Source organism: Tabrizicola aquatica (assembly GCF_002900975.1).
GTDB lineage: Bacteria > Pseudomonadota > Alphaproteobacteria > Rhodobacterales > Rhodobacteraceae > Tabrizicola > Tabrizicola aquatica.
This window is the reverse complement of record NZ_PJON01000006.1, coordinates 81240-106611: the sequence shown is the minus strand read 5'-3', so window position 1 is coordinate 106611 and position 25372 is coordinate 81240. Positions and strand designations below refer to the sequence as shown.

Below are 25372 nucleotides of genomic sequence, written 5' to 3'. Positions count from 1 at the left end.
CTCAATTCTCCATCGAATGGGCAGGGGCAAGGCGCAGGCTCTGGCGCAGCAGCACCAGCGGGGCAGGTTTCAGGGAAAAGCCACGGGTCCGGGTGTCGGGGTCCAGGCGCCCCGCCAGCCAGTCGGTCATCGCCGCACCGGACAGGTCGCGCGTGATGAGAGGAGAGGCCAGGCGCGTCAGGTCCACGCGCGGCGCATCGGGATCGACGGGCACCGCCAGCACCCAGATCTCCTCCAGTCCCGCCGCGCTGTCCGCCTCGATCTGAAGGCCGACCCGCACGCTTTCGCCGGGTGCCAACCGGTTCGCCAGGTTCGCTTGCGGCCAGATCGGCTGCACCTCGAAATCGGCGGCAAAATACAACACGCTCACGTCCTGCGCCTTGCCACCCGTGTTGGTCAGCGTCAGCCAAAGCTGATCGCAGGGCCCGACCGCCTGGCCCGGATCGAACGGCTGGGGCGCACCCACCGCCCCGCAGCCATCGGCCGCCCGGCGCTCTACCGCCATCGTCAGCGGCGGCCGCGCCGTCAGCCCGCGCCCGGTCGCACCGGCCAGCACCTCGCGCAGCCGCAAGCCATGCGCGGCCTGCTCCAGCACCCGCGCCACCGCCTCGGCTTCGGTCTCGCCCGCCAGCCGCGACACGCGCGGCGAAGAGCCCGGCCCCGCCGGGTCCAGCACCCCATCCGGTCCCGCCAAAGCCACCGCGCCGTCCACCAGGATCGGCACCAGGTCCGGGTTGGGCGCGGGCGCGGGCAGCGCCGCCCGCCAGGCCCGATAGTCGTAGTGGTCCATATGGTCCGCCACCACCGGCGCCGCCAGGACCAAAGGATCCGGCGGCGGCGCACTGACCAGCTCGGCCCAGGCCGCGCCCGCAGGCACCGCCCCCACCAGGGTCGCCTCCCGCGCCGTCACCTCGCCCAGGGGCAGGACCGCCAGCGCCTCACCCCCGGCCGGATCGGCATACAGCGCCACCTCTGCGCCCGTCGCCAACCCTTGCAGGAGGCCCGCCTCCAACCGCCCGCCCGCCACCGGCAGCCGCGCCGCACCCGCACCCTGGCCAAAGACCTGCGCCTCCAGCAGCGGCCCTTCGCCCTCGGGCATCTGCCGGGCCGGACCCTGCACCATCGCCTCGCGCGTGGCCGCCAGCACCTGCGCCCAACTCGCCTCGGGCGCGTCGCGCAGCACCTGCGCCAGCCGCAAGGTGAACTCGCCATGCCAGGTCGCGCCATCGCCCAGCGGATATTCAAAGGACCGCTGGTCGGATTGCGAGGAATACAGGAACACGAACTCCCCGCGCAGCGGTGGCAGCGGATCGCCCGCCACCGGGACCACGTCCTGCGGGATGCCCAAAAGCCCCTCATCCACCACCCGCGCCACGCCCGCCCCACCCAAGGCGCGGAATCCGGTGGCCGAGTGGCAGGCGTCGATCAGCCCCACGACCTTCACCCCCCGCGCCAGCGCAGCTTGCGCCCAGGCCTGCAACTCATCGTCCAGGATCGCGTTCTCGACCGCGCCGATCGCGCCCTTCCAGCCGGCGGCATCGGCGGGCAGCAGGATCTCGTCATAACCCCCGCCCTCGTCCCCCGACATGTCCGGCGCCTGCGCCCCGTGGCCCGAGAAATAGAACACCACCGTATCGCCGGGATTGGAGGCCGCCGCCACCGCCTCCAGCGCCGCCAGGATCTCGGCCCGCACCGGCTGCCCGGTCGCCACGCCCGCCGGCAGGCCCGAGGGGTCGGCCGTCAGCACCACCATCTCGCCCACCCCGCGCCCTGCCAGCACTTCGGCCATCAACCGCACGTCATGGGTCGGGCCGTGCAGGTCGGCGTCCAGCACCAGGTAATCGCCCACCCCCACCAGCACGGCGCGCACCTCGGCCGGGGCCGGGGTCGCCAGAAGGGCAGCAAGACACAGGGGCAGGATCAGGCGCATGATGCGCGCAGGATATCGCCGGTCAGTCCTGGAACAAGCGCCCAGATCAGCATGACGACATTTGTCACACGGCGAATTTTCGCAGAAAATTCGTCGCTCAATTCCCCAGCGGCACCACCCGCCGCTTGCCCGAGGCCTCGATCCGGCTCTCCACGTCATTCCCCGCCAGCGAGGCGACAAAGCCGTTGAACTCTGGCGTCAACCGCACCGCCATCCGCCCTGCCGCGATCACCGCATCAACCTGGGCGGCGTCCAGCTTCAACCGGGTCGGCACCTTGTTGACCTCTTCCCGCAGATCGGCCGGCAGGCTGGCGAAACTTGCCTCGCCGACGAACAGCTTGACGTCCTTGCAGTCCCAGCCCTCGGCCGTCCCGCGCAGGCGGCGCACCTCCTCCAGCGGCAGGGCGCAGCGCCATTCGATCAACTCCATTTCCCACAGCCGCAATTCGCCGCGCATGCTGTCATAGCCCGACCGCGACGCCGCCGACATCGCGCTTGACGCAATCGACATCGCCAGGTTCACGCCCCCCGGCCCCGCCACCTTCTGCGTCCAGTCGTAATCCTGCTCCACCCCCGCATTCGCCACCAGGAACAGCATCCGCTTCAGCTTCACCGCCTCGGCTGCCGTAAGTGGAGCGTAAGGCACCTCCGCCCGCGCCCGCTCCACCGCCAGTCCGGTGGTCCCGAAATTGTCGGTGATCCCCCCGTCCAGCAGCTTCACGAACTTCACTTCCTTGGGGTTCGTATAGCTTTCCAAAGCCCGCGCATGGGCGCGCATCGCCGCCGTCGCCTCGGGATTATAGCGCGCCGCCGTCAGCCAGTCCGGCTCCTGATAGTCGCAGTCGCCCTGATGCGCCTCCAGCACGATGGGGGTAAAGACCAGGGGATAGGCCGCGCTCGCCGCCACCGCCTCGCTGATCCGCACTTTCGACAGGTCCGAACACAGCGCGTCAAACGTCTCGGGGCTGAACAGGAACGGCGTGTTGTTCGCCATGTCGGTCGCGTTGATCCAGGTCTTGATCCCCGAGGTCCGCAACTCGGCAAAGGTCGCGCCCTGAAACAGCGCCTCGTCCAGATACCGCCCGAAGGTCTCCCGCCCGTTCACGCCCCCGGCCACGCCCTTGACGATGGTCAGCGGGTTCGCGCCCGAGGTGACCATATACCGCTCGGCATCCGTCAGCAGGAACCGCTCGCGGAACCCGGCCAGCCCCTCCGGCCCCCGCAACCCGAACTGCGCCGCCATGACCGACCCGCCCGAGACGCCCGAAACCAGCCGCACCTGATCCAGCAGCCCTGCAGGCCCCTCGCCCGCCGCGCGCAATTCCTCCAGCATCCCATAGGCAAAGGCCGTGGCCCGCATCCCCCCGCCCGAGAAGGCCAGCCCAATGTAAAGCTCGCCCTCGCCGGCCCCACCCTCGGTCAGCGGGGCGTTCTCGCGCTGAAGCGGCTGGTTCTGCGGCTGGTTCCAGGGCGCACAGCCGACCAGAATCAGAAGGGACAGCAAGGCAGGACGCATGCGGCAACCGGAATAAAGGGTCAGTCCGATTGCTGAAGCCTTGGCCAGTGGATTTCAAGCGTGAATCCGCGTCCCTCGGGCAGCACCAGCCGCGCCCCGTGCCGCGCGGCGATGGCGCGCACCAGCGCCAGGCCCAACCCATGGCCCGGCAAGCCCCGGTCCCGCTCGGCCCGGACAAAGCGGTCGAAGGCCGCGCCCTTCATCTCGTCCGGCAGGCCCGGCCCGGTGTCCTGCACCCGCATCAGATGCCGGTCGCCCGTCTCCTCCAGCACCAGCGTCAGTCGGTCGCCCGCCGCGCAATACTTGATCGCATTGTCCAGAAGGTTCGCCAAAGCCTGGGCAATCAGGGTCCGGTCGCCCAGCACCCGCAGCCCTGGCTGCACCCGCGCCTCGGCCACCAGGCCCTTGTCCTCGGCCAGGGCCTCGTACAGGTCCCAGACCTCGGCGGCGACGGCGGACAGGTCGACCGGCACCAGCCCGCCGCCCGTGCCCTGATCCGCCTCGGCCCGGCTGATGTCCAGAAGCGAGTCGAACATGCGGATCGCCTGCCGCATCTCGGCCTTCAACTCGGCGGTCAGATCATCTTGCCCTTCGATCCGGGACAGCTTCTGCAGCATCCGGTTCAGGGGTGTGCGCAACTCATGCGCGATGGTGTCGGACAGGCGGTGTGTCGCCCGGTTCAGGTTCTGGATTCGGTCCAGCATCGCGTGGACGTGGGTCTCCAACAGGCCGAACTCGTCGTCACTCCGCGCGCCCGGCAGACGGGCGTCCAGCTCCCCCTCGGCCACTCGGTCGGCCAGGTCGTTCACCCGCCCGATCCGGCGCATCACCGACCGCGCCGCCAGCCAGCCAACGCCACCCCCCGCCACCAGAAGTGCCGCCAGCAAGCCCAGCATCCCGCGCCGCATCGCCGCCAAGGTCTCATCCATCGGCCGCAAGGACCGCGCCACCAGCAGCGGAAAGCCCCCCGGCAACTCGCGCGCCACGGTCAGCCAGCGCACCCCGCCCTCGACGACAATCTCGGCCGGTTCCACGCCGAACCCGTCGCCCCTGGCCGTCACGCCCACCGGCCAGCCTTCCCGCGTGCCGGCCAGCACCGCGCCCTGCCGGTCCAACAGCAGCAACATCTCCTCGCCCGTCGCAGCCGTGGCGCGAAAGTCGATCGCCTGCCGCAGCGCAATGATCCGGCGCTGGTCGTACAGCGCCCCGAACCCGCCCAGGTCGGCCGCCAGCGCCGCCCGCGCCGCCGCCATCAGGCGCACCTCCACCAGCCGGTATTGCAGCGCCATCGCGCCCAGCGACAGGACCGTGACCGCCACCGCCATCAGCGCCGCCAGCCGCAGCGTGGCCCGCGCCGCCATCGGCCGCGCCAGTGTCACCCGCCCACCTTGGGCGCAAAGACATAGCCCTCGCCCCGCGCGGTCTGGATCGCGGTGGAGCCCGCCTCCTCCAGCTTGCGCCGCAGCCGACCGACATGCACGTCGACGACATTGGTGCCGGGGTCGAAATGCAGGTTCCAGACGTTTTCCAGAAGCTGCATCCGCGTGACCACCTGCCCGGCATTGCGGGCGAAATAGGTCAGCAACTCGAACTCGCGCGGGCTGACCGCGACATGGGCGCGCTTCACATGCACCGTGCGCGCCTTCAACCGGATTTCCAGATCGCCAAAGGCCAGCAGGTCATTGTCCAGCACCTGCATCGTGCCCCGCCGCAAAAGCGCGCGCAGCCGGGCGCGCAGTTCCTCGGGTTCAAAGGGCTTCGGCAGATAGTCATCCGCCCCCTTCTCCAACCCCTCGACCCGGTTCGCCGCCCGGCCCAAGGCCGACAAGATCAGGATCAAGGCGCCAGAGCCGCCCGCCCGCATCTGCGCCATCGCCTCGACCCCGTCGCCGCCGGGCAGCATCCGGTCCAGCACGATGACCTTGTAAGGATTGGCCACCGCCGCAGCGATCCCCGCCTCCAGCGTGGCGCAATGGTCGGCGGCACAGCCCAGCCCCTCGACCTCGGCCCGCACGGCGGCGGCGGTCTCGGCATCGTCCTCGACGATCAGGATACGGTCTTGCATGGCCCCACCTTCCTGCAGGATCATTCAGAACACGACCACGTCCGGGTCAAGCACATTCGCCCCACCCACTGGTCGCACGCCCTCATGCTTGCCCCAGGGGTCCAGGTACAGATGCCGCGTCGCCCCGCCCGGCGCCGCGACCAGGATCAGGACCGGCGCGGTGATCTCATAGCTTGTCAGGTCCACGACGACCCCGTTCACCGTCAGGATACGGTCGCCCTTGGCCAGCCCCGCAAACAGCGCGGGCGAGTTCTCGGTGACCGCCGTCACCATCCCCTGCGCATCCAGCATCACGCCCAAAGCTGCCAGCCGATAGGACTTGACCGCGACCGGGGCACTTCCCTCTACCTGCCGCAGGCGCAGCCCCCCGCTTTCTTCCGCCACCAGCGGCAGCGCCAGTTCCACCCGCTCGCCGCCGCGCAGGACGGCCACCGTGGTCGCCCCCGCAACACTCGCCCGCTCGACCGCAAAGGCCAGGTCGCCCGGCTGCACCAGTTCGGCCCCGTCCACCGCGACGATCACATCGCCCGCCAGAATTCCCGCCGCTTCGGCCAGCCCCCCCGCTTCGACCCCGTCGACCAGAAGGCCGCCCACCGGCACGTCCAGCGCCGCCGCCACCTGCCGGTCCACCGGCCGCGCCCGCAACCCCAGCTTCGGAAAGGGCGGCAGCGTCTCCTCCACCAGCCCCGGCACGATCACCGCCAGGTCGGCGGCGCTGATCGCATAGGCGATGCCGACGAACATCCGGCTGCCATCGGCAATCTGGCTGTTCATCCCCAGCAGCCGCCCCTCCACATCCACCAGCGGCCCACCGGACGATCCCGGATTCACCGCCGCGTCATGCTGCACCAACAGCAGCGGCACCGCCGGGTCGACCTGCCGCGCCGTGGCCGAGATCCGCCCCTCGGTCAGCGAAAACTCCACCCCCAGGGGCGCGCCCAGCGCAAAGACCTCGGTCCCCAGCGCCGGAACCCCCGCCGCGGGCAACAGCCCGCCGCGCACCGCCACGAAGCCCGGCGCGACCGAAATCACCGCCACATCCCGCACCGCATCCCGCGCGATGACCAGGCCGATGTCCTCGACCCCCTGCCGGCTGACCAGCCGCACCTCCTCGGCCTCGCCCACCACATGCGCGTTTGTCACCACCACCGACCCATCGCCCCACAGGAAGGCCGAGCCGAGGAACCGATCCTCGGCATCCGCACTGCGCAGCGTAAAGACCCGGTCCATCGCCTGGTCCAGCGACCCCGCCCGCGCCGGTCCGACCAGCGCCACCAGCACGACCACCAGCGCCACCGCCAGCGCCTCGACCCCGAACCACCGCCCCTGCCTGTGCCTTGCCATCCGTCAAACCCTTGTTCTGCCTCGTTGCCGCCTTGCTAGCAGCGGCCCTTGCGCAGGGCACATGACAAAGACCGTCATCCGGAATTCCCGCATTTACAGGCGGAAAGCCGCGGCCCATCTTCAGCACGTCCAAGGAAAACGAGTCCCATGCGCCTGATCCTCGCCCTGACCCTGACCCTCGCGCTGCCCGCGCAGGCCCAGACGCCCTCGCCGGTCAAGACGGCCGAGCTTTCGGCCCGGCTTTACACGCTGGGGATGCGGCAGTCCGACCCGCTTCTGATCCTGTCCGCCGCCCGCTTGCGGAAATCGCTGGCCCCCACCGCCACCGACCGCGCGCCCGAAGGCGGCACCAACACCGAAGGTGCCCCCCTGACATGGGAGGAGATGCTTGCCAGCGCCGAACCCCTCGCCGCCGGGGACGATGCACTCCTCGGCCTGATCGACGACCTGCGCGCCGAGACGACCAAGGGCGTCGCCTCTGGCCCGGTCTACAACATCGGCCAGCTTGGCAACGGCAAGGGCGACACCTACCCGCCGATCGAATTCCTGGGCGGCGAATATGCCGAGGTCTATGTCGAGGCGAAGGCCGCCACCAACCTCAACCTTGCGATCTACGACGACAAGGGCCGGCTGGTCTGTTCCGACACCGATATCAGCCACATCGCCTATTGCGGCTGGACCCCGGCCGCCGGCGGGACCTTCACCCTGAAGGTCGAGAACAAGGGCCCGGCCCCGGCCACCTATGCGCTGATGACCAACTGATGCTGCGCGCGCTGCTCACCTCGGCCCTGTGCCTGACGGCCCTGCCGGCCCTCGCCCGCGAAAACTTTGCGCTTCTGATCGGCGCGAACCAGTACCAGAACCTTGACGAACGCTGGTGGCTGAAAGGCCCGGCGAACGACGTGCAACTGGTGGCCAGCTACCTGACCACCCAGGCTCCGGTCCCCTTCGACGCAGGGAACGTGACGCTTCTGTCCGATGGCGTGCCCGGCGCGACCCCACCCACGTTGGCGGCAATCCGCAGCGCCTTTGCCGACCTGACCGCCAAGGTTCAGCCCGGCGATTTCGTCTATCTCCATTTCTCCGGCCACGGCACCCAGGCCCCGGCCCTTGATCCTTCGACCGAACTCGACGGGCTGGACGAGTTGTTCCTGCCCATCGACATTGGCACCTGGTCCGACCAGGTCGGCGCGGTGGAAAACGCGCTCGTCGATGACGAGATCGGCGCCCTGATCGACGGCCTGCGCGCCAAGGGCGCAAACGTCTGGGCGGTGTTCGACAGCTGCCACTCCGGCACCGTGACCCGCAGCCTTGACGGCGCGGACGAAGAGGTGCGCACCCGCCAACTGCCCCCCGACGCGCTGGGGATCGACCCCGACGCTGTGGCAGCGACCCGCTCGCTTGGCGATCCGCGCGCGGCCGAGGCTCCCTTTGACGCCAGCCAGGGCGAAGGCAGCTTCGTCGCCTTCTTCGCCGCCCAGACCAACGAGGTGACGCCGGAAAAGAACCTGCCGCGCGGCAAGCCGGGCCGCAAGCCGCAGGGCGTGTTCACCTGGACGCTGATGGAAGTCCTGGCCGAATTCCCGCAGGCCACCTACGGCCAGATCGGGCAAGAGGTGCTGCGCCGCTATGCGGTGAAGAACCTCGCCCGCTCGACCCCCCTGTTCGAAGGCGACCTCGACCAGGTGGCCTTTGCAGGTCAGGGCGGCACCCGCGTCTCGCAATGGCAGGCGGAAGCGACGGCCAATGGCCTGACCATCCCCGCCGGCACCCTGCACGGGCTTGCCGAAGGCGCGGTCCTGGCGGTGATGGCCACGGCCGCCGATGCCGACGCCGACGCGCTGGGCTTCGTGGAACTGACCGCCGTCGACACCTTCACCGCCACGGGCACGCCGGTGGAACGTGACGGCAAGGTGCTGCCCGCCGAATTGCCCAAGGGCGTCACCCTGCGCAAACTGGACCAGGCGCTGGACTTCACCCTGACCGTCGCCCTGCCGCCGCCCGGCTCTGCCCCGGCCGATGCAATGCTGGCGGTCATGGATGCGCTGGCCGAAGCTTCCGGTCCGCGACTAAGCTTCGTCGCGCCCGATCAGGACGCCGACCTGCGCCTTGCCGTCCTGCCCGACAGCCCGCGCCCCGAGGCGATCTGGGTCCTGCCCTCGACCGGGTTGGCGCAAGACCTGGCCGCAACCCCCTCGGTCTCGACCACCGACAAGGACGGGGCGGAACTGGCCGCGACACTCGCCGACACGCTGACCACGATGGCCCGGGCGCAGAACCTGCTGAAACTCGCCGCCGCCGTGGGGGCGGGCAATCTGGACGTGCAGGTGGAACTCCTCACCCGCACGCCGCAAGACCGCACCCTGCGGCCCCTGCCCTTCACCCCGGTCCCGACCCTGATCCCCGAGGACGAGGTGCATGTCCTTGCCCGCAACAACACGGACGGGCCGGTGGACGTGAATGTCCTCTATATCGGCGCGGACTGGTCGATCAGCCACTGGTTCTCGGGCCGATTGCAGCCGGGGGACGAGTTGAAGAAGGGTCTGTTCAAGATTTCCGACAACGTTCTGGGGCAGGAACGGATGCTGGTCGTGGTTACCCCCGCCAAGCCGCAAAGCCCGGTCGAGGACCTGTCCTATCTGGCGCAGGACGCGCTCGATGTGACCCGCAGCCTGGGCGGAACCGCCTTCGGTGATGCGCTGGCCGAGGCCGGCTTCGGCGAGACGACACGCGGCGCGGTCGCCCTGACGGACGAAGGAACAGCGGACAGCGGCCCGGCCCCTGCGATCCTGCAACTCGACCTGCGCACCGTCTCAGTTGATTAGCACGGGCGTAAGGTGGGCGATATCGCCCACCCTACGCCGCTTTCCGATCCCCGACCGCGCGCTGTGCGCCAGGCGGATGCGGGACGCGGCAACCCCGCCAATCCGTCCGGCACCATGGCCCAGGCCCGACGATGGCGGCCACCCGCCGAAGCCTCCAAAAACTTTACGTACCGTAAACGCCCACGGCCAAGCCCTTGAATCTCCTCAGGCCGATGCTTTGTCCACACCGGGCACGCGCCGCCGGTCCATCCACCACAACGCCCCCGCCGCCGTGACCGCCACCGCGACCCCCAGGCAGGCGACCAGCCCATAGCCCGCCACCGCCGTCCCCACCGCGAAGCACAGCGCCGCGATCACGTCCCCCGCCAGCCGCTGCACCGCCATCAGGCTCGCCCCCGCCCCCGGCCGGTCGGCCATGAGGTCCTGCAGGTAGGCGATCGGCACCGTCAGGATCACCGCCCCCCCGACCGCCGCCGGCAGGATCAACAGCCAGACCGTCCAGGACCCCGCCAACACCGGCAAGAGCAGCACATGCACCCCATACAGGACCGACCCGGCCAGGATCAGCAACGGCCGGTCCACCCCCCGCATCAGACGCGGCAGCAGCAGCATGAACGGCACCTCCAGCCCCGCGACCAGGCCGAAATACAGCGCCACATCCGCCGTCCCCCGCCCGATCTCGGCCACCATCACCAGCGAGATGATCGCCACATAGATCGTCGCCGAGACATTGACCGCCCCCAGCGCCAGCACCCGCAGCGCGACCCGTGGCTGCCCCATCTCGGCCAGCGCCGCGCGAAAGCTCAACCCGCTCGGCCGGTCCTGCCAGTCGGTCGCGCCGTCCCTGGGCCAGTAGCGCAACAGAACCGCCAGCATCACCGCCGACAGGATCAGACTGACCGGAAAGATCGCCGTCACCGGCGTACCCTGACGAAAGACCACGGCCCAGACCGGCAGCACCAGCACGAAGGGCAGCGCGAACAGCGCCCGGATCACCGCCATGATCGCGTCCCGCTCCTCGGGCGCATGGCGGGCCGAGGCCATCCGGGCCAGCGCGAATACCTGCCCGAAGGTGACCGCCCCCACCGGCAGCAGGACCGCCGCCGTCACCGCAAAGACCCATGGCCCCGGCGCGACCGTCATCGACGCCATCCCCAGCGCCAAAGCGACCACCGCCGCCAACGTCACCTGCCGCCGGTTCGCGGTCTGGTCCGCCCGGATGCCCCCGATCACCGAAGCCGACACCGCCACCACCGACGACAGCGCCAGCAGCACCGCATAGCCCCGGTCGCCAAAGCCGAAGGCGTTGACGGCCAGCGTGGAAAAGTACGGCCCGAAGCTGCAGACGATCGCGCCCTGCAACACCATGATCAGACCGGCAGCGCGCAGGGGGGGATCGGTCAGGCAAAGGCGGATCGCGGACATGACGGCGAGGGCTACCCCGTCGCCCCGCGCCGCGCAAGGCCCTGCCCAAGCGCCCCGATCTTTCGCAGAAAGATCGTCCGACCAGACCGTCTCAGCCCGGGATCACCTTGCCCGGATTCATCCGCCCCTCCGGGTCCAGCGCCCGCTTGACCGCCCGCATCACCTCCAGCGCCACCGGGTCCTTGCGCCGGGCCATCGCGGGCAGCTTCGACAGCCCCACCCCATGCTCGGCCGAGAAACTGCCGCCCATCTCCTGCACCACGTCCTCGACCACCTCCATCACCCGGTCCTTCAGGACCGGATCATCGCGGGTCGGAAAGACGGTGAAGTGCAGGTTGCCGTCGCCCAGATGCGCGACGGTCAGGCTGCGCAGGCCGGGGTCCAAGGCCTCCAGCCGGGACAGCGCCTGCGAAAGAAAGGTCTCCACCCGGTCCAAGGGCAGGCAGACGTCGGTATCCACCGCAGGCGATAGTCCGACGCAAATCTCGGCCGCCGCCTCGCGCCGGGCCCACATCGCGCGACGCTGCTGCTCGTTCCGTGCGATCACCGCGTCGGTGACCAGCCCCTCGTCCAGCATCCCGGCCAGCACCCGCTCCAGAAGCGCGACCAGCGGCACCTCGCCCCCGGCATCCGGCGCGGCCTCGGCCGGGACAGTCGTCGCGGCCTCGATCAGGATCGTGACCTCGGGGATATGGTCGAAGGGCAGGCCCAGGTCGGGCCGCGCCACCCGCAGCCGTTCCGAATAGGTGCGCGGCATGAATTCGAACGCCTCGACCCGGCCCCCCGTCGCCTCTTGCATCCGGTTGAGGAGGACCAGCGCATCCGCCAGCGACCGCGCGGCCAGCGTGGCCGTTGCATGGGCGCGGGGCGCGGGAACCAGCTTCATCACCGCCGCCGTGATGATCCCCAGCGTGCCCTCTGCCCCGACGAACATCTGCTTCAGGTCATAGCCCGAGTTGTCCTTGTGCAACTCGCTCATCAGGTTCAGCACGCGCCCGTCGGCCAGCACCACCTCCAACCCCAGGCACAGGCCCCGGGTAGAGCCATAGCGCAGCACGTTCGATCCGCCCGCATTGGTGGACAGGACCCCGCCCAGCATCGCCGAGCCGCGCGCCCCGAACCACAGCGGGAAATACAGCCCCTCGGCCTCAGCCGCGTCATGCAGGCGCGACAGGATCACGCCCGCCTCGGCCACCACAAGGCGTGCGTCCCGCTTGACCGTGCGGATGCGGTTCATGCGTTCCAGGCTCAGCATCAGCCCGCCCGAGGTCATCGTCCCCCCGACCAACCCCGTGTTGCCGCTGACCGGGACCACCGGCACCCCATGCGCCGCCGCAAGCTTGACACAAGCCGCAACCTCGGCGGTCGAGCCGGGCCGGACCACCGCCAGCGGCGCGCCGTGATACTTGCCCATCCAGTCACGTGCATAGCGGGCCATATCAGCCCCGGTCAGCACATTGGCCGCCCCGACCGCCGCACGAAACTCTTCGATCATACCCATGCCTGCCCCCGAAGTTTGCGCCAAGCTAGGGTCCGCCCATCCGACAGGCAACCCGGTTGACTTGCGGCGAAGATCAGAGATTACTTAGCCAGTCAGCTAACTGAAAGGCACCGCATGCTCCGCCCGCTTCTCCTTTCCGCCCTGCTTGCCCTGCCCGCACAGGCGCAGGACATGTCCGACCTGGGCAGCCCGCCCGCCGGCACCTACCGCACCGATCCCGCGCATACCCGGCTGTGGTTCACCGTCGATCACCTGGGCTTTTCCCGCTACATGGCGCTGTTCACCAAGGTCGAGGCGACGCTCCAGTTCGACCCGGACGCGCCGCAGGCGATGCAGGTCACCGCCACCGTCGACCTGGCCTCGCTGGAAACCCACAACGACGACCCGAGCTATGACTTCAACGCCATCGTCTCGGGCCCCGATTTCCTGAACGCCCCGGCCCATCCGCTGGCAAGGTTCACCTCGACCTCCGTCACCCTGACCGGGGACCGCACGGCCGATGTCACCGGCGACCTGACGCTGAACGGGGTGACGAAGCCCGTGGTCCTGCAGGCGACCTATAACGGCGGCTGGGGGCACATGCCGCTGGACCCGGGCGGGGCAAGGGCGGGCTTTTCGGTGCAGACGACGCTGAAGCGGTCCGACTTCGGCATCTCGAACGGCATCCCCGCGCCGGGAACGACGATGGGCGTCTCGGACGAGGTGCAGGTGTTCATCGAGACCGAGATGATGAACCCCGACGCGCCCAAGCCCTGACGCGCGGGCGTAGGGTGGGCGGTATCGCCCACCTTACCTTGCGTCGGTCCAGATCGGCCCCAACATCTCGCGCAGCGCGGCCAGGGCGGGTTCGGCATCCTCACATCCCGCCCCGATCCGCACGGCGATGGACCCGGCAAAGCCGAAGGCCGCGCGCCTGGCGGGGGCGATCACGATCTCCAGCCCCGTCGGCCCCAGCGTGACCGATTCCAGCGCGTCCTCGGCACCAAAGCTCTCGTCGCCCACCTCGAACCAGACCGGCCCGCCGCCCACCGGCTGGCGGAACAGGGCATAGTTCTCGTCCTCGTCCTCGCCCTCGGCGAAGCCCACGAACAAAAGCCCCTCATCCTCGACGACCGAACCATAGGCCGCCGTCACCGTGATCTCCGCCATCGTCAGGGCCATTTCGCGACTGGAGGCAGGCTCATCAGCACGGCATTGGCGTCATGCCCGGTTTCCAGCCCGAACTTGGTGCCCCGGTCGTAGACCAGGTTGTACTCGGCATAAAGCCCGCGGTGGATCAGCTGCGTCTCGCGGTCCGCCTCGGTCCAGGCCGTGGCGATGCGCCGCTCGGTCACCGGCACGAAAGCGGGCAGGAAGGCGCTGCCGACAGCCTGAGTGAACGCAAAGTCCTTCTCCCAGTCGCCGGTGTTCAGATCGTCGTAGAAGATCCCGCCCACGCCCCGCGCCCGGCCGCGATGCGGCACGAAGAAATACTCGTCGGCCCAGGCCTTGAACTTGGCGTAATACTCTGGCGAGTGGGCGTCGCAGGCGCGCTGCATCTCGGCATGGAAATGCGCGGTGTCCTCGGCATATTCGATGCAGGGGTTCAGGTCCGCCCCACCGCCGAACCACCAGGCGCCAGGGGTCCAGAACATCCGGGTGTTCATGTGTACGGCCGGGGTATGCGGGTTGACCATATGGGCGACCAGGCTGATCCCGCTGGCCCAGAAGCGCGGGTCCTTGTCCATGCCCGGCACGCCCCGCGCCGCCATCGCGCGCTGTGCCTTTTCGCCCAGCACACCATGTACCTCGGACCAGTTGACGCCGACCTTCTCGAACACGCCACCGCCGCGCATCACGCTCATCAACCCGCCGCCACCATCGGCGCGGGTTGTCGGGGTGACCTCGAACCGGCCAGGCACGCCCTTGGCATAGCGGGTCTCCAGATCCTCGAACGCCGCGACGATCCGGTCGCGAAGTTCGCGGAACCAGGCGGCGGCCCGGGCGTTGCGATTGTCTGACGGATCGGTCATCCTGCTGTCTCCGGCTGTTGACACCGCCTGCCTAGCATCCCGCTTTCCACCACTGCAAGGAGGGCTTCGATGAAACGCCCCGTCGTCTTTACCCTCACGCTGTCCGCGCTGGCCCTGCTGGCCGCCTGCGGCACGCCGCAGGAACAATGCATCGCGCGCAGCACCCGCGACCTGCGCACAGTCGACCGCCTGATTGCCGAGATGCAAGGCAACCTGGACCGCGGCTATGCGATCGAGACGATCACCGTATACGAGGATGACTGGACCTGGTGCCAATCCCCGGTCCTGGTCGAGGGCAAGCCCGCCCCGCCGCATCTGTGCCTGGACGAACGCCCCGTCACCACGACGCGGCCCAAGGCCATCGACCTGCGCGATGAGGCGCGCAAGCTGGACGGGCTGAAGGCCAAGCGGCGTGAATTGTCGCGCGCCGCCCAGGCGCAGATCGCCGCCTGCAAGGCCGAATATCCCGAATGATCAGTGCGACGGCGTGCAGGCCACGTCCAGCAGGCCCCGCCCGCCATCCACCGTCAGCACCTGCCCGGTGACAAATCCCGACGCGTCCGAGGCCAGGAACTGCACCGCCTCGGCCAGTTCCGCCGGGGCGGCGATCCGGCCCAGCGGAGTCGCAGCGGTGATCTGGTCGCGTACATCCGGGTTGTCCCGCAACGAGCTTTGCAGGCTGGCACTCATCACGCTGCCGAAAGCGACGGCATTGACCCGAATCCCCTTCGGCGCCAGCGCCACCGCCAGCGAGCGGGTCATCTGGTCCGTCGCCGCCGCCGCCATCGAATAGGCCAGAAGCTCGGGCCGGGTGGCCTGCGCCGCGATGGATGAGATGTTGATGATCGAGCCCAGCATCGTGCCTTCTTCCAGCCCGGCGCGCTGGCCATGCTGGATCATCCGCTTGGCCGTCATCTGCGACATGCGCAGCGCGGACAGGACGTTGTGGCGCCACAACTCATCCACCGCGTCGGCCTCGGGGTTCAGGACTTCGGACACCAGCATCCGGCGGCTGGCATTGACCAGGATGTCCAGCCGGTCGAAGGCGTCGACCGTGGCCGACAGCAGGTTGGCGATGGTCAGCTTCTCGGTCAGGTCGCCGCCAAAGGCCCGGATCGGCCCTTCGGCCCGCGCCTCGTCGCCGACCTCGGCCTCAAGCCGGGCTTCGTCGATATCGGCAAACATCACGTTCGCGCCCTTGTCGACAAGGTGCCGCGCGATGGCAAGGCCGATGCCGGCCGCTGCGCCGGTGACGATGGCGGTCTTGCCGCTGACGGAAAAGGACATGCGCTGCCTCTAGGGTTTGGCCCGTCTGGGCTTGGTGGCATGGATCACGCGAAAGCCGCTGTCGCCGCCAGCGTCCTGCACCTCCAGGAAGCTTTCGGCCAGAACGGCGTCATAGGGCAAGTGGCGGTTGGCGACCAGCCAAAGGGCCCCATTCGGCGCCAGCATCCGCCGCGCCGCCCGGATGAAGGCGGCACCCAATCCTACATCAGCCTCGCGGGCTGAGTGGAAGGGCGGGTTCATCACCACCGCGTCCAGCAGCGTCTCGGGCCGCCACTGGGTCGCGTCCGCCCAATGAAAGCGCGCCCGGTCGTCGGTCACATTGATGCGGGCGCAGGCCAGCGCATCCGCCTCGGCCTCGACCAGGTCCAGCCGCTTGACGCCCGGCCACTTCAGGATCTCGGCCGCAAGGTAGCCCCAGCCGGCCCCCAGATCGGCGATCTTGCCGCCCAATTTAACCGGCAGCGCCGCCGCCAGCAGGATTGACCCACGATCCGGCCCGTCGGCCGAGAACACTCCAGGCAGGGTCTGGAACCCCGAAACCTGCGACGGGCGGGCCTGCCAGTCGGACAGGTCCGGCCCCACGGTGAAACTTGCCAGCTTGCCATGCGCCTTCGACAGGCTTTCGGACAGATCCACGCGGCCGCGCAGATCCTTCAGCGCCGTATCGATCCCGTCGGTCTTTTGCCCGTCCACCGCCACCCAGCCACCGGGCGCAACCTCGGCCGCCGCTTGCGCGATCAGCGCGCGACCGGCCTCGCGGCTGCGGGGCAGGCAAACGATAGCTGCGGCATAGGGCGGCGCGGGCTGTACCTGATAGCCCCGGGCGAAATGGTCATGGTCAGGCTTGAACCCGGTCAGCACCACGACCCGGTCCTGCGGCAGGTCCGACAGATCGTCCCGGGCCCGCGGCCGATACACCGCAATCAGCCCAGAAGCAGGAAGGACCAGCGCGCCACTTTCAAGCGCCAGAGAAAGACGGGCGGACCGCATGGGCGGGGCCTAGGCCCCCGACCTGCGGGCTGGCGCGGTCATTCCTTTTCCATCGTGCATTGCAGCGGATGCTGATGCCGACGGGCAAAGTCCATGACCTGCGCGACCTTGGTCTCGGCCACTTCGGCGCTGAACACTCCGACCACGGCCAGGCCCTTCTTGTGGACCGTCAGCATGATCTCGAACGCCTGAGCATGGTTCAGACCGAAGAACCGCTCCAGCACATGCACGACGAATTCCATCGGGGTATAGTCGTCGTTCAAGAGAAGAACCTTGTACAGCGGCGGACGCTGGGTCTTGGTCTTGGTCTTGGTCAGCAACGAGGTGTCGTTCCCCGGCCCTTCCGGCCCGCCCGGCCCCTCTGGCCCGCCCAGCTTGTCAGACATCGTCAGCGGTCGCATGGACACAGGAAGGCGCCTCGGCTTCAGGATTCGGGGGTTGCATCGGGTGGGGGAAATATAGCCTCTTTTCCCGCAGCGAAAAGGGGGGCGGCGCATGGGACGCCGCAAGGTGCATAATGTTGACCACGATCGGCTTCGACGCGGACGATACGCTTTGGCAGAACGAGGCGTTCTTCCGGCTGACCCAGGACCGATTCGCCCGACTGCTTGAACGCTACGCCGATCCCCACCACCTGGCCGAACGCCTTGAAGCGGCCGAGAGGCGCAACCTGGGCCACTACGGCTTTGGCGTGAAGGGCTTCACCCTGTCGATGATCGAAACCGCGATCGAGGTGACAGATGCCCGCGTTCCCGCCAGCGTCATAGGCGACATTGTCGCAGCCGGGCGCGAGATGCTGGAACACCCGATCGAGCTTTTGCCCCATGTCCGCGCCACCGTGACCACCCTTGCCGCCGATTATCGCGTCGTCCTGATCACCAAGGGCGACCTTCTGGACCAGGAACGCAAACTGGCGCAATCCGGCCTGGGCGACCTGTTCGACGCGGTCGAGATCGTCAGCCACAAGACCGCCGACAGCTATCGCGCGATCTTCGCCCGCCACGGGACGGGGGCCGACCAGGCGATGATGGTCGGCAACTCGCTGAAATCCGACGTGATCCCGGCGCTGGAGTCCGGCGCCTGGGGGGTCCACGTCCCACATGGCCCGACCTGGGCGCTGGAAGCCGCCGATCCGCCCACCGGCCACCGCCGCTTTCACGAGTTGGCGGACCTGGGCGCCCTGCCCGCACTGGTCGAAAGCCTCCGTCCGGGCCGCAACGGATAGCGCCACGGAACCGGACCGGCGCTAGATATGGCCAGGTGCAGCGCCTTGGCAACTGCATCAACTCTTCCTCGAAAGCCATTGTAATTTTTGGGTTTTCGGAACCGTTCCTCTGTGCTAGCCTTCGGGTCGAGGCAGAACATGGCACCGGGAAACTCGGGCCGTACAGGCAAAGGAATAGGCGACGTGGCATCGCTTGTCGGGCGTATTCTTCGCGCAGTCTTCATCTATCTGGTGGTCGGCACGGTCCTGCTGACCAGCCCGCTGCAGGCGGCCCCTTTCGCCGCCATCGTGATGGACGCGCGCACCGGGGAAATCCTGTACGAAAAGAACGCGCGAACGCGGCTGCACCCGGCCTCGCTGACCAAGATGATGACGCTTTACATCGCGTTTCAAGAGATCGAGGCCGGCCGCCTGTCGCCGGACACTCGCGTCACCGTCTCGAAATACGCCGCCGCACAGCCGCCCTCGCGCCTGGGGTTGAAGCCGGGCCAGAAGATCGCGCTGCGCTACCTGATCCGTGCCGCAGCGGTGAAATCGGCCAACGATGCGGCCGCCGCGATTGGCGACCATATCAGCGGCGATGCCGCCACCTTCGCCAAGCGGATGACCAAGACCGCCCGCAGCCTGGGGATGCACGACACCACCTTCCGCAACGCGCATGGCCTGACCGCCGACGGGCACCTGTCCACGGCCTACGACATGAACATCCTGGGACGGCACCTGTTCTACGACTTCCCGCAGTACTACAACATCTTCTCGCGTCGCACCGCCGATGCCGGGATTGCCGAGGTGCGCAACACCAACTCGCGCTTCCTGGACGGTTACGAAGGCGCGGACGGGATCAAGACCGGCTACACCTCGGCCGCCGGGTTCAACCTGACCGCCTCGGCCCTGCGCGGCAACAAGCGCATCATCGCCACCGTTTTCGGCAGCACCTCGACCGCCGCCCGCAACGCCAAGATGGCCGAACTGATGGACATCGGCTTTGGTGCCGCCAAGAACCGGGTGAAGGAACAGCCGCCGGAAACCCCGGCCCCGCTGCCCTCCGACGCCCTCATTGCCTCGGCCGAGCCTGAGATTGACGAGATCGACGCCGAAGGCGGTGCCGGCAAGACGGTGCGCGTCTCGGGTGGCGTGTCCTCCAGCCCGCGGCCAAAGTCGCGGCCCGGTGTTCCCGCCGTCCCGGACGAGGTCGCCCTTGCCATGGCCGCCAGCATCGACGGCGCCCTGGCCGAGGCCACCGCCGAACCTGCCCCTCCCGGCACGCTGGACTTCCAGGCCGAAACGATGGCCGCCGCACCCGAGACTGCGCTGGCCGCAGCAGAACCCGCAGCCGAGCCAGCCGTTGAGGCCCTGCCCGCGCCCGTCGAACTTGCCGCCGCCGCGCCCCAACCTGCGCCCGAGCCGGGCACGCTGGACGCCCAGGCCGCCACCCTTGCCGACAGCATCGTGCCCGCAGACACCACCCTTGCCGCAGCCGAACCCGCGCCCGCGCCGGGCACGCTGGACGCCCAGGCCGCAGCCCTGGCCGAAGCGGTATTGCCCGCTGAAACCGAACTTGCCGCCGCCGTCGCGGACCCGGCGCTGGCCGAGCTGAAGCCCCAGGCCCGGCCCGAGACCCTCGCGCCCGTGGCCGACGCATCCCCCGTGCCCGAGGAAGTGCCGGTCGAACTCGCCGCCGCCACCCCGGAAGAGGTCGTGACCGATCCCGGCCTGCCCGAGCCCGCCCCGATCGACCTGGCCCTGGCTGAACCGCTTCCCGAGGCGCTGCCCGAAATCACCGCCGTCGAAACCGTCGCCGCAGCCGCCACCATGGCCCCGGTCGAACCGGCCGCCACCGCCCCCGCCCGCCAGGCCCCGATCTTCGACACCGTCGAGGTCGCCGAAACCCCCGCCGCCGCGCAAGAGGAAGTCGTCGTCGTGATGTCCACCTCGGGTGGGCGTCACTTCGGGGTCAACGTCGGCGAATACCCCTCGCGGTACGAGGCCGAGCGTGCGCTTCTCAAGACCGCGCTGGCCGAAAGCGCCACGTTGAACGAAGGGCTGCGCAAGACCAGCCAGGCCGATGGCGCCTGGCGGGCCAGCTTCATGGGCCTGACCGAAGAGCAGGCCGAACTCGCCTGCCGCCGCCTGCGCGCCCGCGCCGTGCCTTGCGAAACCGTGGGAGGATAAACCGATGGTCGCCCTGGTCTTTCCCGCGCTGCCCACCGTCACCCTGCCGGTCACCGGCCGCAACGAACGCTTCCCCGTGCGCCGCATCTTCTGCGTCGGCCGCAACTACGCCGAACATGCCCGCGAGATGGGCGGCGACGGCAAGGAACCGCCGTTCTTCTTCACCAAGCCCGCCGATGCCGTCGTCGAAAGCGGCAGCCGCATCCCCTATCCGCCCGCGACAAGCAACCTGCACCACGAAGGCGAGCTGGTCCTTGCCATCGGCAAGGCCGGGGCCATGGTCGCCGAAGCCGAGGCCGAGGCGCTGATCTGGGGCCATGCCGCCGGCAACGACCTGACTCGCCGCGACCTCCAGGCCGAGGCCAAGGCGAACCGCCGCCCCTGGGACATGTCCAAGGGCTTCGACAAATCCGCCGTCGTCGGCCCGATCCGCCCCGGCGCCCTGCCCGATGCCACGCTGCGCTGCACCGTGAACGGCGCGCTGCGGCAAGAGGCCCGGCTGTCCGACATGATCTGGAGCCCGGCCGCCATCATCGCCGCCCTGTCACGGCTGGTCAGCCTGGCCCCCGGCGACCTGATCTTCACCGGGACGCCTGCCGGGGTCGGCCCCCTGACCCGCGGCGACACCTGCAAGGTCGAGATCGACGGGCTGCAATCGGCCACGGTCATCATCGGCTGACCTGCCGCTCGTCGATGCATTTGATGCACTCCTCGCGGGCCATCCCGCGACGAGAAGACGAAGTCGCACGAGGAGCCGTCGCCTAGGGCTTCGGCCGGTCGTCCCATTCCTTGGTCAGGATCCGGTTCGCATCGCCCTCGGGGTCGTCGAACTGCCGCGCCTTCATCGCCCAGAAGAACGCGACCAGCCCGATCCCGCCCAGGAACAGCGACACCGGAATCAGGATCGACAGGATTTCCATTACTTCAACCGCATCGCGTTCAGGGACACCGTGATCGACGACAGCGACATGGCCAGCGCCGCCGCCAGCGGTGTGGCCAGACCGACCAGCGCCAGGGGCACCGCGACCACGTTGTAGCCGCCCGAGATCAGGAAATTCTCGACCATCCGCCGCGCCGATTGTCGGCCGATCCGCACCGCATCGGCGATTGGCGCCATGTCCTGGCCCAGCAGCACGATATCCGACGCCACCCGCGCCGCATCCAGCGCGGAAGCCGGAGAGATCGACACATGCGCCGCCGCCAGCGCCGCCGTGTCGTTCAGACCATCCCCCACCATCAGCACCCGACCGGTCCGCGACAGTTCGGCCACCCGCGCGGCCTTTTCGGCCGGCAGCACGCCCGCACGCCAATCGGCAATGCCCAGCCGGTCTGCCAGCGCCCGCACCGGGGCCTCGGCATCGCCGGACAGAAGCTCGACCTTCAGGCCCGCCGCCTGCAAGGCGCGCACCGCCTCGGCCGCGCCCGGGCGGGGGCGATCGGTGAAGGCGAAACCATGGGTCGCGCCGTCCACACTCAGATAGGTCGCCGTCTCGGGCAGGGGCATCGCCCCGCACCAGTCGGCCCGGCCCAGCCGGACGCGGGTGCCGTTCCATTGTCCCTCGACCCCCTGGCCGGGAACCTCGCGGATGTCCGACACCTCGGCCGCAACCACCCCAAGCCCCCGCGCGCCTTCGGCCAGCGCGCGCGCCAAGGGATGCGACGACCCCGCCGCCAGCGCCGCCGCTACGGCCACCGCCGCAGGCGGCTGATCGGCCAGCGCCACCGGTTCGGGCACGCCAAGGGTCAGCGTCCCGGTCTTGTCAAAGACAACCGTATCCACCTCGGCCAGCCGCTCCAGCGCCGTGCCGTGCTTGATCAGCAGCCCCTTGCGGAACAGCTTGCCCGACGCCGAGGTGATCACCGCCGGCACCGCAAGACCCAGCGCGCAGGGGCAGGTGATGATCAGCACCGCGGCCGAAATGTTGATCGCATAGCGCAGATCGCCCCCCGTCGCCCACATCCAGTAGCCGAATGCGCTGAACGACAGGATATGCACCAGCGGCGAATAAAGCCTGGCCGCGCGGTCGGCCAGGCTGGTGTAGCGCGTCTTGGCCCCCTCGGCGACGGCCACAAGATCGGCCATCCGGTGCAGGCTGGACTCTTTCCCCGCCGCCGTGACGCGCACGGTCAAGGGACCCGTCAGGTTGACCTCGCCCGCGCTGACCACAGTGCCCTCGCCCGCCGGTATCGGCAGGCTTTCCCCGGTCAGAAGGCTGCGGTCAAGTTCCGACGCACCCGCAACCACGACACCGTCCACCGGCATCCGCGCGCCGGGACGGACCAGCACCAGATCCCCTGCCGCGACCGCCGCGATGGGCGTCTCGACCTCGGCCCCGTCCAGCAGGACGATGGCGCGGGGCACTTCCAGCGCCGCCAGTTCCTCGGCCGCCGAACGGGCGATTGCCCGGGTGCGGTGGTCCAGATAGCGGCCCAAGAGCAGGAAGAAGGCCAGCATGACCGCCGCGTCGAAATAGGCGTGATGCCCCGACATCGCGGTTTCATAGACCGAGATCGACGAGGCCAGGATCAGCGCCAGACTGATCGGCACGTCCATCCCCAGCTTGCCCGCGCGCAGGCTGGCCCAGGCCGACTTGAAGAAGGGTTGGCCGGCAAAGACCACCGTCGGCAGCGCAATGGCCCCGGAAATCCAGTGGAACAGGTCGCGCGTCGCATCCTCGGCCCCCGACCAGACGGCGACCGACAGCAGCATCACGTTCATCATGCTGAAGAAGGCGACGCCCAGCCGCATCAGCAGTTCGCGCCCCTGCCGGTCGGTCTCGGTCGAGGATAGCAGGCCGGGGTCCAGCTCATGCGCCTCGTGGCCAAGGCCCGCCAGCACCGCGACCAGTTCGGACGCCGTGACGCCCATCGCCTCGACGCTGACGCGCTTCTGCGTCAGGTTGACCCGCGCCGACCGGACCCCCGGCACCGCCAGCAGCCCCGCCTCGACCGTCGCGATGGTCCCCGCGCCAGCGGCCTGCGGCAGCGACAGGACGATCCGCCCCGCCCGTTCGGCGCGCAGCGCGGCAATGCGTTCAGCCGCCGGCACCACGACGCAGGCCGGACAGGCCGAGACCGGCGCGCGGCCTGCCTGCTGGTCGAAGTCCTCGACGACGGCCATGGTTACCCTATCCTTGCACGAAAAGCTCGGACCGCTGTTCGAACAGCGTTCCGTCCGCGGCCCGGGCGGTGACCTTTACCATCCACTTGCCGCGTTCCAGCGGCGTAGCGGCGACATAGGCGGCCCCCTGCGGCGTGAACTCCGGCCAGACATCGCTGCGCGCCTCGGTCGTGCGGCCGACCAGCACCTGCAACTCTTGCACCATGACCGGCTGGCCCGTGCGGTCCAAGAAGGCCAGGGTGATCTGCCCGTCCGCATAGCCCGGCACCAGGGTCCAGCCCAAGGCCTCTTGCGCCGACTTGCGCGCCTCGAAGCCCTGGCTGGCGACGTAGGAGTTCTTCACCTCCAGCCCGGGGAAGGTGTTCACCGCCTGGAACGCCAGCACCCCGTTCACGCCGATGATCACGGCAAAGGCCCCGGCGGTGATCGCGAACACATGCTTGCCCGTCAACTCAGTCATCGTCGTTTTCCTTTCCGTTGAACACGGTATCATGGTGGACACGGTTCGTCGTCCCTTCTTCCGCGATCCAGAAGCGCACCTCGGTCCGGTCGTCATCAGCCGCCTCGGACCCCGGCGTGGCTGTCAGATAGACCCGCTGCGACATCGTCTCATTCGCCGGGACCGTCACCGTCAGCCCCTCGACCCCCTCCAGCGCGATGGCCAGCGGTTCTTCCGAGGTCACGGACAGGGTGAACAGGGCATCCGCGCCATGCATGTTGCGCAGCCGCAGGTCATAGGCGTTGCGGATCGACCCGTCCGAGAGCGTGACATAGGTCGGATTGCGGACCGGGGTCACGTTGACGTCGATGGGAGAGCGCAGGAACAGCGCCACCACCAGCCCGATGCCAACCCCGGCCCAAAGGACGGTATACATCACCGTCCGCGGCCGGAATACATGCGCCCAGACCGACTTGGGCGGCTGGCCGGCCCGCTCGCGCACCTCGTCCGTCAGGGCAAGGTAACCGATCAGATCACGCGGCTTGCCGATCTTGTCCATCACGTCGTTGCAGGCGTCGATGCAAAGGCCGCAGGTGATGCAGGCCATCTGCTGACCGTCGCGGATGTCGATGCCCATCGGGCAGACGTTCACGCAGGCCATGCAGTCGATGCAGTCGCCATTGCCCGCCACGTTCTGCTTGCCGCGCGGCTCTCCGCGCCAGTCGCGATAGCCGATGGTCAGCGTATCCTCGTCCACCATCGCGGCCTGGATGCGTGGCCAGGGACAGGCGTAGATGCAGATCTGCTCGCGCGCGAACCCACCGAACGCAAAGGTGGTCAGCGTCAGGGTCAGCATCGTGGTATAGGCGATGGGATGGGCCTGGCCGGTCACCAGATCACCAAGCAGCGTGGGCGCATCGGTGAAATAGAAGATCCAGGCACCGCCCGTCGCCAGGCCGATCAGCAGCCAGACCGTCCATTTGACCGCGCGCTTGCGGACCTTTTCGGCGTTCCATTTCTGCCGGTGCAACCGCAGCCGGGCGTTGCGGTCGCCCTCGATCCAGCGTTCGACCAGGATGAAGAGGTCGGTCCAGACGGTCTGCGGGCAGGCATAGCCGCACCAGACCCGGCCGGCGGCACTGGTAAACAGGAACAGCCCCAGCCCCGCCATGATCAAAAGGCCCGCGACGAAATAGAATTCGTGCGGCCAGATCTCGATCATGAAGAAGAAGAACCGCCGGTTCGCCAGGTCCACCAGCACCGCCTGATCCGGCAGCGCCGGCCCCCGGTCCCAGCGCAGCCAGGGGGTGATGTAGTAGATGCCCAGCGTCACCGCCATGATCCACCACTTCATCGTGCGGAAGCTGCCCTTCACCCGGCGCGGGAAAATCGGCTCGCGGGCGGCATAGAGGCTGGGAGGGGATTCGGTATCGGACACGGGAGTGCTCCTGGCGGGCGCAGAATCTTGCTGCCTCTGCATCGGCGATTGCGGCGGGGTGGGCCTTGACCTGCATCAATAG

Annotated in this window: 23 protein-coding genes; 7 read left to right on the top strand and 16 right to left on the bottom strand. The window is 68.9% G+C overall.

What is annotated here, in order from left to right; all coding sequences use genetic code 11:
* Position 1: 1 nt before the first annotated feature.
* From CXR42_RS18285 to CXR42_RS18265, 5 genes are all read right to left on the bottom strand, one after another.
* On the bottom strand, positions 2-1930 hold the full coding sequence (locus tag CXR42_RS18285) for a caspase family protein (protein ID WP_180996112.1): 1929 nt from the start codon (positions 1928-1930) through the stop codon (positions 2-4).
* A 97-nt stretch (positions 1931-2027) separates the two neighbouring features.
* Entirely contained in the window at positions 2028-3446 is a 1419-nt protein-coding gene (locus tag CXR42_RS18280; protein ID WP_103259034.1) for a patatin-like phospholipase family protein, read from the bottom strand.
* 20 nt (positions 3447-3466) lie between these two features.
* Positions 3467-4825: a HAMP domain-containing sensor histidine kinase gene (locus tag CXR42_RS19935; RefSeq protein ID WP_146038112.1), complete on the bottom strand. Its 1359-nt coding sequence runs from the start codon at positions 4823-4825 to the stop codon at positions 3467-3469.
* Positions 4822-5511 carry a response regulator transcription factor gene (locus CXR42_RS18270; RefSeq protein ID WP_103259125.1) on the bottom strand — a complete coding sequence of 230 codons (690 nt, stop codon included), beginning with the start codon at positions 5509-5511 and terminating at the stop codon, positions 4822-4824. The genes CXR42_RS19935 and CXR42_RS18270 overlap by 4 nt, the downstream gene beginning before the upstream one ends.
* Before the next feature lie 24 nt (positions 5512-5535).
* A complete protein-coding gene (locus tag CXR42_RS18265) occupies positions 5536-6855 on the bottom strand; it encodes a S1C family serine protease (protein WP_103259032.1) in 1320 nt (439 codons plus the stop codon).
* A gap of 147 nt (positions 6856-7002) precedes the next feature.
* On the opposite strand from CXR42_RS18265, the gene CXR42_RS19630 reads away from it, so the two are divergent.
* Together CXR42_RS19630 and CXR42_RS18260 are read left to right on the top strand one after the other, a co-directional pair.
* A complete protein-coding gene (locus CXR42_RS19630; protein ID WP_180996111.1) occupies positions 7003-7617 on the top strand; it encodes a hypothetical protein in 615 nt (204 codons plus the stop codon).
* Positions 7617-9680, top strand: a complete 2064-nt coding sequence (locus CXR42_RS18260; RefSeq protein ID WP_180996110.1) for a caspase family protein — start codon at positions 7617-7619, stop codon at positions 9678-9680. The genes CXR42_RS19630 and CXR42_RS18260 overlap by 1 nt, the downstream gene beginning before the upstream one ends.
* A 204-nt stretch (positions 9681-9884) precedes the next feature.
* On the opposite strand, the gene CXR42_RS18255 is transcribed toward CXR42_RS18260, so the two are convergent.
* Together CXR42_RS18255 and CXR42_RS18250 are read right to left on the bottom strand one after the other, a co-directional pair.
* Positions 9885-11105 (bottom strand): MFS transporter, encoded by a 1221-nt coding sequence (locus tag CXR42_RS18255; protein WP_103259030.1) that lies wholly within the window; start codon positions 11103-11105, stop codon positions 9885-9887.
* A 91-nt stretch (positions 11106-11196) separates the two neighbouring features.
* A complete protein-coding gene (locus CXR42_RS18250) occupies positions 11197-12606 on the bottom strand; it encodes an FAD-binding oxidoreductase (protein WP_103259029.1) in 1410 nt (469 codons plus the stop codon).
* Between the two features lie 114 nt (positions 12607-12720).
* Between CXR42_RS18250 and CXR42_RS18245 the strand changes: the two genes are divergently transcribed.
* Entirely contained in the window at positions 12721-13362 is a 642-nt protein-coding gene (locus CXR42_RS18245) for a YceI family protein (RefSeq protein WP_103259028.1), read from the top strand.
* Between the two features lie 33 nt (positions 13363-13395).
* Here the strand turns inward: CXR42_RS18245 and CXR42_RS18240 are convergent, their stop codons facing one another.
* The gene (locus tag CXR42_RS18240) at positions 13396-13755 is read right to left on the bottom strand and encodes a hypothetical protein (RefSeq protein ID WP_146038111.1); all 360 of its coding nucleotides are present in this window, start codon (positions 13753-13755) and stop codon (positions 13396-13398) included.
* A gap of 2 nt (positions 13756-13757) precedes the next feature.
* On the bottom strand, positions 13758-14618 hold the full coding sequence (gene hemF / locus CXR42_RS18235; RefSeq protein ID WP_103259026.1) for an oxygen-dependent coproporphyrinogen oxidase: 861 nt from the start codon (positions 14616-14618) through the stop codon (positions 13758-13760).
* A gap of 69 nt (positions 14619-14687) precedes the next feature.
* Between hemF and CXR42_RS18230 the strand changes: the two genes are divergently transcribed.
* The gene (locus tag CXR42_RS18230; protein WP_103259025.1) at positions 14688-15092 is read left to right on the top strand and encodes a hypothetical protein; all 405 of its coding nucleotides are present in this window, start codon (positions 14688-14690) and stop codon (positions 15090-15092) included.
* On the opposite strand, the gene CXR42_RS18225 is transcribed toward CXR42_RS18230, so the two are convergent.
* Genes CXR42_RS18225 through clpS form a run of 3 tightly spaced genes read right to left on the bottom strand, consistent with a single transcriptional unit; the run spans position 15093 to position 17281 of the window.
* Positions 15093-15905 carry an SDR family NAD(P)-dependent oxidoreductase gene (locus tag CXR42_RS18225; protein ID WP_103259024.1) on the bottom strand — a complete coding sequence of 271 codons (813 nt, stop codon included), beginning with the start codon at positions 15903-15905 and terminating at the stop codon, positions 15093-15095.
* A gap of 9 nt (positions 15906-15914) precedes the next feature.
* A complete protein-coding gene (locus CXR42_RS18220) occupies positions 15915-16895 on the bottom strand; it encodes a class I SAM-dependent methyltransferase (protein WP_103259023.1) in 981 nt (326 codons plus the stop codon).
* A gap of 38 nt (positions 16896-16933) precedes the next feature.
* A complete protein-coding gene (gene clpS, locus CXR42_RS18215; RefSeq protein ID WP_180996109.1) occupies positions 16934-17281 on the bottom strand; it encodes an ATP-dependent Clp protease adapter ClpS in 348 nt (115 codons plus the stop codon).
* A gap of 131 nt (positions 17282-17412) precedes the next feature.
* On the opposite strand from clpS, the gene CXR42_RS18210 reads away from it, so the two are divergent.
* From CXR42_RS18210 to CXR42_RS18200, 3 genes are all read left to right on the top strand, one after another.
* Positions 17413-18120, top strand: coding sequence for an HAD family hydrolase (locus CXR42_RS18210; protein ID WP_103259021.1), 708 nt, complete (start codon positions 17413-17415; stop codon positions 18118-18120).
* Positions 18121-18258: 138 nt separating this feature from the next.
* Complete coding sequence (locus tag CXR42_RS19975; RefSeq protein ID WP_103259020.1) at positions 18259-20292, top strand: D-alanyl-D-alanine carboxypeptidase family protein; 2034 nt, start codon at positions 18259-18261, stop codon at positions 20290-20292.
* A gap of 4 nt (positions 20293-20296) precedes the next feature.
* Positions 20297-20971, top strand: coding sequence for a fumarylacetoacetate hydrolase family protein (locus tag CXR42_RS18200; RefSeq protein ID WP_103259019.1), 675 nt, complete (start codon positions 20297-20299; stop codon positions 20969-20971).
* Between the two features lie 82 nt (positions 20972-21053).
* Here CXR42_RS18200 and ccoS read toward each other — a convergent pair whose 3' ends face one another.
* From ccoS to ccoG, 4 genes are read right to left on the bottom strand one after another with little or no spacing between them, the layout of a single operon-like run.
* A complete protein-coding gene (gene ccoS, locus CXR42_RS18195) occupies positions 21054-21212 on the bottom strand; it encodes a cbb3-type cytochrome oxidase assembly protein CcoS (RefSeq protein WP_103259018.1) in 159 nt (52 codons plus the stop codon).
* Complete coding sequence (locus tag CXR42_RS18190; protein ID WP_103259017.1) at positions 21212-23413, bottom strand: heavy metal translocating P-type ATPase; 2202 nt, start codon at positions 23411-23413, stop codon at positions 21212-21214. The genes ccoS and CXR42_RS18190 overlap by 1 nt, the downstream gene beginning before the upstream one ends.
* 7 nt (positions 23414-23420) lie before the next feature.
* Positions 23421-23873, bottom strand: coding sequence for a FixH family protein (locus CXR42_RS18185; RefSeq protein ID WP_103259016.1), 453 nt, complete (start codon positions 23871-23873; stop codon positions 23421-23423).
* Complete coding sequence (gene ccoG, locus CXR42_RS18180) at positions 23866-25332, bottom strand: cytochrome c oxidase accessory protein CcoG (RefSeq protein WP_103259015.1); 1467 nt, start codon at positions 25330-25332, stop codon at positions 23866-23868. The genes CXR42_RS18185 and ccoG overlap by 8 nt, the downstream gene beginning before the upstream one ends.
* Between the last annotated feature and the right edge of the window lie 40 nt (positions 25333-25372).